Raw genomic sequence first — 12,948 nt, 5'->3', positions numbered from 1 at the left:
GAATGATGTTTATTGTTTGTGTTGCTGCTTGTCCGACCGGTGTTGCCCATACTTACATGGCTGCGGAAGCGCTTGAAATAACGGGGAAAAAGCGGGGTCACGAGGTTAAAGTTGAAACCCAGGGCAGCATGGGAGCGGAGAATGAGATCCTTGACGAGGATCTGGCGCGGGCCGATGCGGTGATTATTGCCGCCGATGTCGCCATCAGCGGTAAAGAACGTTTTGCAGGGCTGGTTAAGCTGGAGTGCAGCGTCTCCGATCCGATTAAATTTGGGGATGCGGTCTTTGAGGCCGTTGAACAGGAGGTTGCGCATGGCTAAGTTTCAGGGAGGAGGCGGCAAGCTTTCAGCGGGCGCGGAAGTGAAAAATGCCATTATGACCGGCGTGTCGTGGATGCTTCCTTTTGTCATTGCCGGGGCGGTCATTATGGGGATCGCGCGTATTGGCGCATCGATGTACGGCATTGATAATATCTGGGATGCCAGCCATGAACAGGCTGCCAGCCTGGTCGTACAGGTACTGCATCGCTTCGATGGTTTCGGCGGGCTGGCGCTGTCGTTAATGCTGCCGGTAGTGGCAGGTTATATCAGTTTTGCTCTTGCCAATAAGCCGGGCATCGCGCCGGGGATGGTGGGCGGGTTACTGGCGAGCAGTCTGGGTACTGGCTTTCTGGGAGCGCTGGCCGCCGGGTTCGTTGCGGGATATATCGTCCGGGCGCTCACCACATATATCAAATTACCTAAAGCACTGGCCTCTGCCGGGCCAATTTTTATCCTGCCGGTCGGCGGGACGTTGCTGACCTGCATTGTGATGGCGTTTGTTATTGGCACGCCGCTGGCGGCGCTTAATCACGGTATGGAGCATTGGCTGCTGTCGATGTCCGGTACCAATAAAGTGCTGCTGGCCGCGGTAATTGGCGGCATGGTGGGCTTTGACCTCGGCGGTCCGGTGAACAAGGCGGCGGTCACCACCGCGATGGCGCTCCTGGCTTCCGGAATTTACGATCCCAATACCGCTGCGCAGGTTGCTATTATCGTACCGCCTATCGGCCTGGGCGTTGCCACGCTGCTGTGGGCAAAACGCTTCCCGGAATCGCTGCGTGAAGCGGGCAAGGCGTCCACGCTGATGGGGCTGATTGGCGTCTCGGAAGGGGCCATTCCTTTCGCGCTGTCCAATCCTAAAATCATTGTGGTGAACATGATCGGCTCTGCGATCGGCGCGTCAATGGCGGTAGGACTGGGTGCGGTGAACCAGGCGCCTATTTCCGGGTTTTACGGCTGGCTGGCGGTGGAGAACTGGCCGATATATGTTCTCTCCATCGCCTGCGGCTCCGCGATTATCGCCTGTGGATCGCTGCTGGTATTTCGCAATGCACCGGGCGAAGCCATTAAAACAGAAATGACGGCACCTAAATTTAAAGCCAGTCGTTAATATAACGATATATTAACGGCGGTTCGTCACTAATCATGAAAATTAACGGGTAATTATCCGTGGTATTTTCTCGCCCCTAAAAAAGGCAGGAATAAAGATGAAAACAGTTCATTTGATCCAACATACGCACTGGGATCGCGAGTGGTATTTCACTGAAAACGATTCTCGCGCCGTACTTTATTATTTTATGGCCGATTTACTGCAACGCCTGGAAGCCGATGAATCATTAGGTCCATTTATACTTGATGGGCAGACCGTGGTGCTGGAAGATTATTTTACTGTCGCGCCTGAAAACCGTGCGCGGGTGCAAAAACTGATCGCCGGGGGAAGGCTGCTTATCGGTCCGTGGTATACACAAACTGATTTCTTAGTGGTCGGCGCAGAATCCATTACCCGCAATTTGCTGCTGGGCATGGCGGACTGCGACGCACCGGGAAGCCGGATGTCCGTGGGTTACGTACCCGACTCCTTCGGCCAGAGCGCCCAGTTGCCGATGTTCCTGGCGCAGTTTGCGATGGATCGCGCGGTGATCTGGCGCGGCTGGTGCGAGCACGACGTGGCCGCCAGCGAGTTTCGCTGGCAAAGCGCTGACGGCAGTTGCGTCACCACCGCCGTGCTGCCGTGGGGGTATGGCTGCGCGAAATGGCTGCCCACCGACGCGCAAAAGGCCTCGCAGGTGCTACCCGATATTGTACAAAAACAGGCGAAATTCAGTACCTCCGGGCACATTTTGCTCCCCAACGGTAACGATCAGTCCCCCTTTGAGTATGGCGTTCCGGCGATGCTCGATGCGCTTAATACGCAGCAGTCCGACTACCATTTCGTGCGCAGCGATTTTAGCCGCTATTTTGCGGCGCTGGAACGGACGGGAGCCGAACTGGTGACGTTCGAGGGTGAGTTACTCAGTCCGAAATATATGCGTATTCATCGCGGCATTTTCTCAACGCGTATGGATATCAAACAGGCTAATGCCCGGCTGGAGAACTTTCTTAGCCAGCAGCTTGAACCGTTATTGAGCGTGGTCTGGCAGCTGGGGCTGCCCTATCCGCAAACGGCGGTGGAGAATATCTGGCGTGAGGCAATGAAATCCCACGCCCATGACAGCATTGGCGGCTGTAATGCCGATCGCGTCAATGCGATGGTGAAAGCGCGTCTGACCTCCGGCCAGGAATCCGCCGATCAGCTTTTCGGGCTCAACATGAAAATGCTGGCGGAAGGGATCGCCGCGCGGCAGCAGGGCAAAAAAATCATCGTCTTTAACCCGCTGCCTTACGCGCGCGACGGGCGAGTGGCGCTGACGATTTACGTCCCTGGCACCGATTTTGCCATCGTCGATGACGCGGGGCAGCCGTGCCGCTGGCAAATTGTGCAGGAAGAACAGCAGGATATGTCGATAATTGTGCAGGAGCTTTCCAACAGTACCACCACGGTGTGGTATCGCAAATGCGACATTATCCTCGAAGCAAAAGCCCTGCCTGCCTGCGGTTATCAAACCTTTTATCTTCAGGAGAATGTGCCTGCCGGGTTTACCGTGCCGCAAGAAACGATTGCTGCCCTCGATAACCCGTGGCTGCGCCTGACGCTGGCGGACGGAAACATCTCGCTGCTCGACAAACGCAGCGGCAAACAGTGGAACTCTGTTCTGCGGCTGGTTGATGGCGGCGATGCGGGGGACAACTATAACTACTCCCCGCCGGAAGATGACTGGCGGGTCACCAGCGACGGCGCAATGGTATCCGCTACCTGGCAGCGGGATGCGCTGGCCGATACGCTTAATCTGAGCTGGCGCATCGCTGCGCCGCAGGATCTGTCTGCCCGCCAGCAGCACCAGCGTAACGGACAACTTGACGTCAGCATGACGATCGTCCTCGATCGCGATCGCCCGCTGCTGGATGTGCAGGTGCGGATCGACAACACCCTGCGCGATCATCGGCTCCAGCTGGAGATCCCCACCGGCATCAGCGGGATGTTCCATTTTGCCGATCAGCCCTTTGGCCTGATCCGCCGGGAAAACCGTCCGCAGGCGCTGGATATCTGGCAGCAGGAGCAGTGGACGGAAGCGCCCGCGTCGCTGTGGCCGATGCAAAGCCTGGCGATGATGCATGACGAACAGCACGGCATGTGCGTGGTCACCGACGGGCTGCGCGAGTATGAAATCCCCGCCGACCGTTCCGATACGCTGGCGATTACCCTGCTGCGCAGCGTCGGCTGGCTGGGGCAGCCAAATATGCCGTGGCGTCCGGGGCGCGCCTCCGGCATGGTGCTCCCTTCGCCGGACTCGCAGTTGCCTGGCCGTTTTGAGTGTCACCTGGCGCTGGTGCCGCTGCATCAGGGGCCGGACGCGGCGTTCTGGCGTGACGTCGAGCGCTGGCGTACACCCGCTTCCGGCTGGCTGGAATCCGGCTGGTCACGCTTTAAAACCAATCCTCACGGCATGCGCTTCCCGGCAACGTACAGCCTGCTGCGCTGGGATACCCCGCTGCATTTCAGCACGCTGAAGAAAGCGCAGAATGAGGAGGCGCTGATCCTGCGCGGCTGGAATCCGGGTACCGCGCCACTCGACGGTGGCAAACCCGTACTCTCTGGCGACCTGACATACGTAACGCTGGCGGAAACGCCGCGTCCGGGAAGCCATCACCCTGTTCAGCCCTGTTCGCCAGTCACCTGGCGAATGACTCCTGCGGAAAAAGGAAAATCCGATGCGTAAAATAGCGTTTGTGTGCCCCCTCGAAAACGGACTTCATGCCCGGCCTGCGGCCGAATTGCAACAGCGCGTGGCGCAATGTCATTCCCGCGTCACGCTGCATAATCTGCGTAACCAGCGGCAGGTCGATGCCGGAAGCGTACTGGCGCTCATCGGCGCAGATGTGCTTCACCACGATGCGTGCGAACTGCATATTGACGGTGAGGATGAGCAGGACGCCTGGCAGACGCTGAGCGCATTTATTACGCGCGAACTGGCGGAATGCGACGGGCCGCTCGTCTCTGTGACGAGCCATCAGGAACGGCCGTTGCCCGTGTTTCTGGCCGCCACCACGTCCATCTGCCTGCGGGGTAACGGCATCAGTCCGGGCCTGGCAAGCGGGGGGGCGGTGCCTCTGGGCGCGGTGGATTTGCCGCAGCTTGCTGAGCAGGAAGCGCCGGAAGACGCTGGCTTCCAGCAGCAGCGGCTGGCGCATACGCTGGCGGTCACCCGCACGCAGCTAAAAGAGGAGTGCCGCCAGGCGCAGGGCGAGGCCGCATCGGTGCTCGGGGCGCATATCACCTTGCTGCAGGATGCGATGCTGGAAAAAGTGCTGCTCTCGCCCCCTGCCGCACGCAACGCGCTGGCGGCGCTGGCGTGCGCCATTGACGGGCTATGCCAGCCATTACGCAAAAGTCAGAGCCAGTATTTGCAGCAGCGGGCGCTGGATTTACAGGATCTCGGTCTGCGCCTGGCCGCGAATCTGACCGAACGCCCGCTGTTTACCCTGCCGGATTTACAGCAGGATTCCATCATCATCAGCGCCGGACTGATTACGCCAGGTCAATTTCTTGCCCTGCGCGGTCCTCATCTGAAAGGCATTGTGATGGGTGAGGGCGGCGAAACCTCCCACACGGTGATCCTCGCCCGTTCCTTCGGCATCCCGCTCTTATGCATGCCGAACGCGTCTGTGCCTGCGGGTGCCCCGCTGCTGATTGACGCGCGTTATGACGTGCTGATCGTCGCGCCGGATGCCTGTGCTGAGCAGTGGCGCGACCTGGAAGAGGACAAAATCGCACGCATTGCCCGGCGACTGGAACCGCTCACCCGAACGGCAGGCGTCAGCCGCGACGGAGAACGCGTGAAACTGCTGGCGAATATCGCCCTGGCTGACGAAGCGGAAAATGCGTTCGCGGCGGGTGCGGAAGGGATTGGCCTGTTTCGCACCGAAATGTTGTTTTGTGAGCGAAGCGCGCCGCCGGATGAAGAAGAACAATATCAGGCGTACCGGCATGTACTGACGCTGGCGCAGGGCAAGAAAGTCGTGATCCGCACGCTGGATATCGGCGGCGATAAACCCTGCGACTATTTAAAGCTTCCGCAGGAAGATAACCCGTTCCTCGGCTGGCGGGCAGTCCGCCTTTATCCGGCGTTTGCGGCCATTTTCACCGGTCAGGTACGGGCGTTGCTGCGTGCCAGCGCGGCAGGGCCGCTGGATATCATGGTGCCGATGGTGGCAACGCTTGAAGAAATTAAATGGCTGCACGCCCGCTTTCATCATGTAGCGGAACAGCTCCACGCGGAAGGCGTCGCCGTCGGCGAATGGCGCTTAGGCATTATGGCGGAGGTGCCGTCTGCGCTGTACCTGCTGGAAAGAGCGGCGAAATGGATTGATTTTGCCTCCATTGGCAGCAACGACCTGGTGCAGTATTTCCTCGCCTGCGACCGGGGCAATCCGCACGTTCGTCATCTGTACAACTACTGCGATCCGGCTTTCCTGATGCTGCTTAACGAGATGGCGAGGCGGACAAACGTGGAACTCTGCCTGTGTGGCGAAATGGGCGGCGATCCGGCGGTGATGCCGCTGCTGCTGGGGGCAGGACTGCGGCAGATCAGCATGTCCGCCGGGCGAATTGCCGGGGCGAAAAAGCAGCTGGCTTCGCTGGAGATGGATGACTGCCGGAAGACATTGCAGCGGGCATTGGCCTGTGAAAGTGCGGCGGAAGTGACCGCACTACTGCATGAAGCATCGGCGGCCAGCGTACAACCCGTTTTCGATCCGGCCCTGTTATTGCTGGATCGGGACGTCACCAGCAAGGCGGAAGCCATCAAGCTGCTCACGGATAATCTTGAGGTTGAACAGCGGGTGCGCTCGGGCGTGGACGTCGAGACTGCCATCTGGCAGCGGGAAGCGGTTTTTTCCACCGCGCTCGGCTTTGCGGTCGCCATCCCGCACTGTAAATCCGCAGCGGTACTGAACAGCAGCGTGTCGTTAATGCGCCTGAAGACGCCGTTATCGTGGGGAGAGGGGGTAGACGTCTCGCTGGTGATCATGCTGACGGTGAGCGAGCAGGAGAAGGGCGATCACATGAAAATCTTCTCGCGGCTGGCCCGCAAGCTGATGCATGACGATTTCCGCCAGCAGCTATTGCAGGGCAGAGATGCCGGTGACATGACCGCACTACTTGAGCGCGAACTGACACTCTGAGGCACGTTTGCCCGGTAGCGTGGCTATCGGGCAGTTAAGGATGGATTCGTTATGCCGCATCATCAAAAAAACACTTCCGGCGCTTTTGCGCTGCTCTCTGCCGTCTTTTTTTACTGGGGATTGCTGACCTCCATTAACAGTGCGCTAATTCCCTTTTTCAGAACCACGTTCTCGCTCTCATGGCGTGACGCCATGCTGGTGAACGTTGCTTTTTATCTGGCCCCGTTTGCGATCTGTTTTCCGGCTTCGGCGTGGATGAACCGCGTTGGCTATCGTCGGGCGCTGACTTTTGCCCTGTGCCTCGCTTTCGGCGGCGCGCTGGTCATTGTTTTTTCGCTGTGGACGACGCTTTTCGCACTGTGTCTGGCGGGTATTTTCATCCTTGCGATGGGCGTGGCCGCCATGCAGGTGGTGGCAAATCCTTACGTCACCCGGCTGGGAGCGCCTGAAAACGCGCCCGGCAGGCTGAGCCTGGCGTCATCGATCAACTCCTGCGGCGCGACGCTTGCGCCGGTACTGCTGGCCGCGGTACTGGCGCTGACGGTTTCAGCTTCAACAACGGCAATTGCGGGTCTGTATATCGGAATGATGCTGACCGGCCTGCTGCTGTTTTTTTTGCTGCATACCAGCCAGATGCACGACTTTCGCAATGTAACGATCGCGCAACCGGGCCGCTGGCGCTATCTGTGGCAACAGCCGCAGTTCCGTTCCGGGGTGGCCGGGATTTTTGTCTATGTTGGCGTTGAGGTTAGCCTGGGCACCACTCTTCTGAGCTACCTCAACGAGGCGTCACTGGGCGGTTTTTCTCGGGCAACGGCCACGTCGCTGGTGGCTTTTTATTGGGGCGGTGCGTTAATCGGCAGACTGCTGTACGGGCTGTGCGCCCGCTATTGTCATCCCCGGCGGATGTATTGCGGCTGCGTGACGGGCGCTATCGTGCTGACGCTTGCGGCGATCGTACTGGCCAGCCGCGCGGGGGGCTACTGCCTGCTGATGGTCGGCGTGATGAACTCGGTGCTATACCCGATTATTTTTTCCCGCACCTTAAGCGGGTTGCAGGATGAGGCTGCGCGGATCTCGGCCTGTTTAATTATGGCTGGCATTGGTGGCGGGGCGATCCCGTTTATTCAGGGAACGGTCATTGATATCGCCGGCCTGAAGATGAGCTTTCTGGTGCCGGAATGCTGTTACCTGTTTCTGCTGTTCAATGGTGCCCGCCACTCGTCGTAACCGATGTCCCCCTGCCGTGCCAGCAGGGGGCATCCATTACCCCGCCATGCCCAGCCCGACAATATTCGCCGCGACGATAATCACCACGCAGCCGAGGCTCAGCACGCTGACCGGACGACGCCCGGCGTTGTTCCACTCTTTCAGGACCAGACCCACAATCCCACCGCACAGCACGTAGAAACTCATATGCAGCATCCAGCTGACATAATCGTACTGCGCCGGAATACGCGCGTGGCCCCAGGCATAGAAGAAGAACTGCAAATACCACATTAACCCGCCGAGTGCTGATAGCAGGATGTTGCTGACGATCAGCGGTTTCGCCAGCGAGAAGTCCGCTTTTACCGACAAACTCTTCACTTTTGCCAGACGAATAAAGCAGAAGCCAAGGTTGATCAGCGCGCCGCCACCCATAATTACCACGTAGCTTGGCAGTGCGACGTACAGGGAATCGACGCCCAGTGCCGCCGCCGCGTCATGCATTGGCTTCGCGGCATTCATCGCAAACGACATGCCAGCGGAAAAAATCCCGCACATTACCGCCAGCAGGAGCCCTTTTTTCAGATTGAATTCTTCCGCTTCAATACCCATCTGGCGTTCTTTAAGCCGACCCGCGTGGGTAACAATCCCCACGCCCACCAGCGCAACCAGCACGCCCAGCAGCGTCATTCGGCCACCGCGAGTGTGGATCAGAATGTCGAAATTGCCGTTCAGAATAGGCGTCATCAGCGTGCCGACAATCAGCGTGATGCCAATCGCAATACCAATGCCCATCGACATGCCGAGGTAGCGCATGGTCAGGCCATAGTTGATGTTACCAATGCCCCACATCGCGCCAAAGAGAAACACGGGCAGCAGCGTGGAGGCACTAAAAGAACCGTAATACGCCCAGAAGTCAGGCAGGAGGATGGCGCTAATCGTCCAGGGTAAAATCAGCCAGGAAACGGTACCGCCGACCGACCACATGGTTTCCCACGACCAGCCTTTGACTTTTTTAAACGGGGCATAGAAACAGGCGGCACTGGCTGCGCCTATCAAATGCCAAAGAATACCCATCGTAATCATGTTACTCATGCATTTATCCTCATCTTTTTTATGGCCGGTAAAACCTCCCCGACCCGATGAGTGTAAAAATTGCGCGCTGAAGTAACCTTCAGCGGATTGCCGCGTTGCGTCGCACACTGGCAATGAACCGAGTAATCGAATGAGCAAGCTCACAATTTTTGCTTCATAACTGAAAGTTATAACCTTATTAAAACTACGGCATTGATAAACATTTTCAATATCATTTAATTAACTATAATGAACCAACTGCTTACGCGGCGTTAACACATCTGCCGCCCGACAATAATGGAGATGATTATGAGCTATACACTGCCATCCCTGCCGTATGCCTACGATGCCCTTGAACCGCATTTCGATAAGCAGACGATGGAGATCCATCACACCAAACATCACCAGACCTATGTCAATAACGCCAATGCCGCGCTGGAAAGCCTGCCGGAACTGGCTAACCTGCCGGTAGAAGAGCTGATCGCCAAACTGGATCAGGTCCCGGCAGACAAGAAAACCGTGCTGCGCAACAACGCTGGCGGCCACGCTAACCACAGCCTGTTCTGGAAAGGTCTGAAAAAAGGCACTACCCTGCAGGGCGATCTGAAATCGGCTATCGAGCGCGATTTCGGTTCCGTGGAAAAATTCAAAGAAGAGTTTGAGAAAGCGGCCGCTACCCGCTTTGGTTCTGGCTGGGCATGGCTGGTGCTGAAAGACGACAAACTGGCTGTGGTTTCTACCGCTAACCAGGACTCTCCGCTGATGGGTGAAGCCGTCGCCGGCGTTTCTGGCTTCCCGATCGTCGGTCTGGACGTGTGGGAACATGCTTACTACCTGAAATTCCAGAACCGTCGCCCGGACTACATCAAAGAGTTCTGGAACGTGGTCAACTGGGATGAAGCTGCAGCGCGTTTTGCAGCGAAGAAATAAGTCTTCCGACTGATACTCTGCACTGAGGTGTAGAGCATAAGCCTCCGCAGGCGCTGCCGCGGGGGCTTTTTTTATGCCGTGTTTCAGGGTGCTATGGTGATCTGCATCAAATAAAAAACAATGATCCATTAAAATAGAAACTGCGTTTCAATTTGTGTGTTCAGGATCACTTTTATAGTTTCCCTGAATGATTATCTTCCTTTCATCGATACGGGAGCACGGTCTGGCTGAAGTGTTCTCGCCCATAAAAATCGCCCCATTTTTATGTTTACAGGTGAAGAAGATGCAGATTAAACGCAAGATTGAAAAAATTCCGGGCGGCATGATGCTCGTCCCGCTGTTCCTGGGCGCGCTGTGCCATACCTTTGCGCCGGGGGCAGGAAAATACTTCGGATCGTTCACCAACGGTATGATTACCGGGACGGTGCCAATTCTGGCGGTCTGGTTTTTCTGTATGGGCGCATCAATCAAGCTGAGCGCAACGGGGACGGTGCTGCGTAAATCCGGCACGCTGGTAGTGACCAAGATTGCAGTGGCCTGGCTGGTGGCGGCGATTGCCTCGCGCATCATTCCGGAGCACGGTGTGGAGGTAGGGTTCTTCGCCGGACTTTCCACGCTGGCGCTGGTGGCCGCGATGGACATGACCAACGGCGGACTCTACGCCTCCATTATGCAGCAGTACGGCACCAAAGAAGAAGCGGGCGCATTTGTCCTGATGTCGCTGGAATCCGGTCCGCTGATGACCATGATTATTCTGGGTACCGCAGGTATTGCGTCGTTTGAACCACACGTTTTTGTCGGTGCGGTCTTACCTTTCCTGGTAGGTTTTACGCTGGGTAATCTCGACCCGGAATTACGGGAATTTTTCAGCAAAGCGGTCCAAACGCTGATCCCTTTCTTCGCCTTCGCACTGGGTAACACCATTGATTTAAGCGTGATTGCGCAAACCGGACTGCTGGGTATTCTGCTGGGCGTGGCGGTGATTGTTGTGACCGGTATTCCGCTGATTATTGCTGATAAACTGATTGGCGGCGGTGACGGTACGGCGGGAATTGCCGCATCCAGTTCGGCGGGTGCTGCGGTGGCAACGCCGGTCCTGATCGCTGAAATGATCCCGGAATTTAAACCGATGGCCCCTGCGGCTACCTCGCTGGTCGCCACATCGGTGATTGTGACCTCCATTCTGGTGCCGATCCTGACCTCCATCTGGTCGCGGAAGGTGAAAGCCAGAGCGGCAAAAGCCGAAGCCGCAAAAGCGCATGTGCTGGGAGCGGTGGAATAATACGTAGCCTTTCTGAAAAAGCCCGGTCAGCGCTGCTGCCGGGCTTTTTCTTTTACCCCCTGATATCAAACACTTTATCAATCGTGCGGCATTCATGCTCGTTTAATGCGCCTCCCGCATTCCGCGATACGCCGGTGCAATAGCCGAATTTACGCGATACCACGGTCTTAATCGTTGAGACAAAATCATCACCAATTGCATAGATGGACATATAAGTGCCGATGCTCTGCTGTATCTCACGCAACGTCTGTAAATCGCCTTGCTTAAACGCCTCGCGGGCACTGACAAATAGCTCCGGCATCACATTGTTTAAGCCGGAGATCACGCCCGCGCCGCCCGCCAGCAGGTTGGGGATGTAATATTCGTCATAACCGGAAAGTACGGCAAAATCCTCACGCACGGCGCGGGTCGCCTGGATCATACTGCGGGTATGAGACTGGCAGTCGACGGTATCTTTAATTCCGGCAAAGTGCGGGAATTCAGCGGCGAGGGTGGCAATCAGATCCGGCGTCAAATCGCAGCCGGTGCGTGCCGGAAAGTTATAGGCAAACCAGTTGCCGCCGAGAGTATTGCCAAGCTGACGGAAGTAACTGAGAAGCTGTTTTGGCGTTTGTCCGTAATAGTAGGGGGGTAAGACCATCACGGCATCGTAGCCTACGCGGTACGCCTCCTCTGCCATGCGCTGAATATCGTTCATACAGGTCGATGACACGTTGGCAACCATCTTAAGCGAACTCATCGCCCTGGCCTCGCGAATTAAGGTTAATCGCTCTTCCAGCGTGAAAGACGCAAACTCACCGATGCTGCCCATCAGCAGAATCACGTCAATGTTTGCTCTGGTCAGGCGTTGAAGATGCTGCTTCAGGCCGTTCAGGTCGAGCTTTCCATCATCATCCAGTGGCGTAATGGCAGGGCACCAGACGCCAGCAAATTGCGATTGTACCGTCACGTTGACTCCTTATTATGAAATGCCGTTTCAAAATCATTTTAATAAATAGCATGTCTGGCAACGCGCCATGTGAACGTGGTTCGCATTTTGGAAGGTACGGGTAAAAAATATGGTTTAATGGAGCAAATTTGTCGGTAAGAGAGAAGCAGATGCGATATCCGGTTGAGGTATTTACTGGCAGGGTTCAGGACTATGAAGGAAGCCGTCCCAGCGCCATTGCGAAAGTGCAGGTGGCGGGCGAACTGACGCTGACGGAGCTGGGGCTGGTCGGTGATGAGCAGGCAGAAAGCAAAATCCACGGCGGACCCGACCGCGCGCTGTGCCACTACCCTCGGGAGCATTATCGCCACTGGGCGCGTGAGTTTCCTGAGCAGGAGGATCTGTTTGTGGCCCCCGCGTTTGGTGAGAATCTGTCAACCGAGGGGCTGAACGAGCAGAACGTGTTTATCGGCGATATCTTCCGGTGGGGCGAGACTTTCATTCAGGTTACTCAGCCGCGCTCGCCTTGCTTTAAGCTTAATTTTCACTTCGGTATCAGCGACATGGCCTCCATCATGCAGGCGAGCGGCAAAACCGGCTGGCTGTACCGGGTGATTGCTGGTGGCAACGTTTCCGCTGAAGCGCCGCTGGTGCTGGCGTCGCGGGTGAGTGATGTGACGGTACATGAAGCCGGGGTGATTGCCTGGTCAATGCCGTTTGATGATGAGCAGTATCATCGTTTGCTGTCGGCGGCAGGGCTATCGGCCAGCTGGACGCGCACCATGCAGAAGCGGCGCACCAGCGGCAAGATCGAGGATAATTCGCGACGGTTGTGGGGGAAATAATCGTTTTCGCTGACTGGTATTATGACTACGGTGTTAATGTCCTGGCAGCGTAAGCATCACCATGATGGCTCGCGCTGCCAG

General features: G+C 56.9%; 10 protein-coding genes. 8 read left to right on the top strand and 2 right to left on the bottom strand.

Going from position 1 to position 12,948, the window contains the following annotated elements; genetic code table 11:
- The first annotated feature begins 5 nt into the window (after positions 1-5).
- From P0H77_RS22445 to P0H77_RS22425, 5 genes are all read left to right on the top strand, one after another.
- Positions 6-320 carry a PTS fructose transporter subunit IIB gene (locus tag P0H77_RS22445; RefSeq protein ID WP_276165202.1) on the top strand — a complete coding sequence of 105 codons (315 nt, stop codon included), beginning with the start codon at positions 6-8 and terminating at the stop codon, positions 318-320.
- Complete coding sequence (locus P0H77_RS22440; RefSeq protein WP_276159802.1) at positions 313-1,431, top strand: PTS fructose transporter subunit IIC; 1,119 nt, start codon at positions 313-315, stop codon at positions 1,429-1,431. The genes P0H77_RS22445 and P0H77_RS22440 overlap by 8 nt, the downstream gene beginning before the upstream one ends.
- Before the next feature lie 97 nt (positions 1,432-1,528).
- Positions 1,529-4,138, top strand: coding sequence for a glycoside hydrolase family 38 C-terminal domain-containing protein (locus P0H77_RS22435; protein WP_276159795.1), 2,610 nt, complete (start codon positions 1,529-1,531; stop codon positions 4,136-4,138).
- Positions 4,131-6,602 (top strand): phosphoenolpyruvate--protein phosphotransferase, encoded by a 2,472-nt coding sequence (gene ptsP, locus P0H77_RS22430; RefSeq protein ID WP_276159793.1) that lies wholly within the window; start codon positions 4,131-4,133, stop codon positions 6,600-6,602. The genes P0H77_RS22435 and ptsP overlap by 8 nt, the downstream gene beginning before the upstream one ends.
- Before the next feature lie 51 nt (positions 6,603-6,653).
- Positions 6,654-7,832 (top strand): MFS transporter, encoded by a 1,179-nt coding sequence (locus P0H77_RS22425; RefSeq protein WP_276159785.1) that lies wholly within the window; start codon positions 6,654-6,656, stop codon positions 7,830-7,832.
- 36 nt (positions 7,833-7,868) lie between these two features.
- Here the strand turns inward: P0H77_RS22425 and rhaT are convergent, their stop codons facing one another.
- Positions 7,869-8,903 carry an L-rhamnose/proton symporter RhaT gene (rhaT, locus tag P0H77_RS22420; RefSeq protein WP_276159779.1) on the bottom strand — a complete coding sequence of 345 codons (1,035 nt, stop codon included), beginning with the start codon at positions 8,901-8,903 and terminating at the stop codon, positions 7,869-7,871.
- A gap of 288 nt (positions 8,904-9,191) precedes the next feature.
- On the opposite strand from rhaT, the gene sodA reads away from it, so the two are divergent.
- Entirely contained in the window at positions 9,192-9,812 is a 621-nt protein-coding gene (gene sodA / locus P0H77_RS22415; RefSeq protein ID WP_176919637.1) for a superoxide dismutase [Mn], read from the top strand.
- A gap of 283 nt (positions 9,813-10,095) precedes the next feature.
- The gene (gene kdgT / locus P0H77_RS22410; protein ID WP_276159776.1) at positions 10,096-11,094 is read left to right on the top strand and encodes a 2-keto-3-deoxygluconate transporter; all 999 of its coding nucleotides are present in this window, start codon (positions 10,096-10,098) and stop codon (positions 11,092-11,094) included.
- 52 nt (positions 11,095-11,146) lie between these two features.
- On the opposite strand, the gene P0H77_RS22405 is transcribed toward kdgT, so the two are convergent.
- Positions 11,147-12,043: a dihydrodipicolinate synthase family protein gene (locus P0H77_RS22405; protein ID WP_276159774.1), complete on the bottom strand. Its 897-nt coding sequence runs from the start codon at positions 12,041-12,043 to the stop codon at positions 11,147-11,149.
- A gap of 149 nt (positions 12,044-12,192) precedes the next feature.
- On the opposite strand from P0H77_RS22405, the gene yiiM reads away from it, so the two are divergent.
- A complete protein-coding gene (yiiM, locus tag P0H77_RS22400) occupies positions 12,193-12,867 on the top strand; it encodes a 6-hydroxyaminopurine reductase (RefSeq protein WP_276159773.1) in 675 nt (224 codons plus the stop codon).
- The last annotated feature ends 81 nt before the right edge of the window (positions 12,868-12,948 follow it).

The sequence above is a fragment of the Superficieibacter sp. HKU1 genome (genome assembly GCF_029319185.1).
In the GTDB taxonomy this organism is placed as follows: Bacteria; Pseudomonadota; Gammaproteobacteria; order Enterobacterales; family Enterobacteriaceae; genus Superficieibacter.
This window is presented reverse-complemented; position numbering and strand designations above follow the sequence as displayed.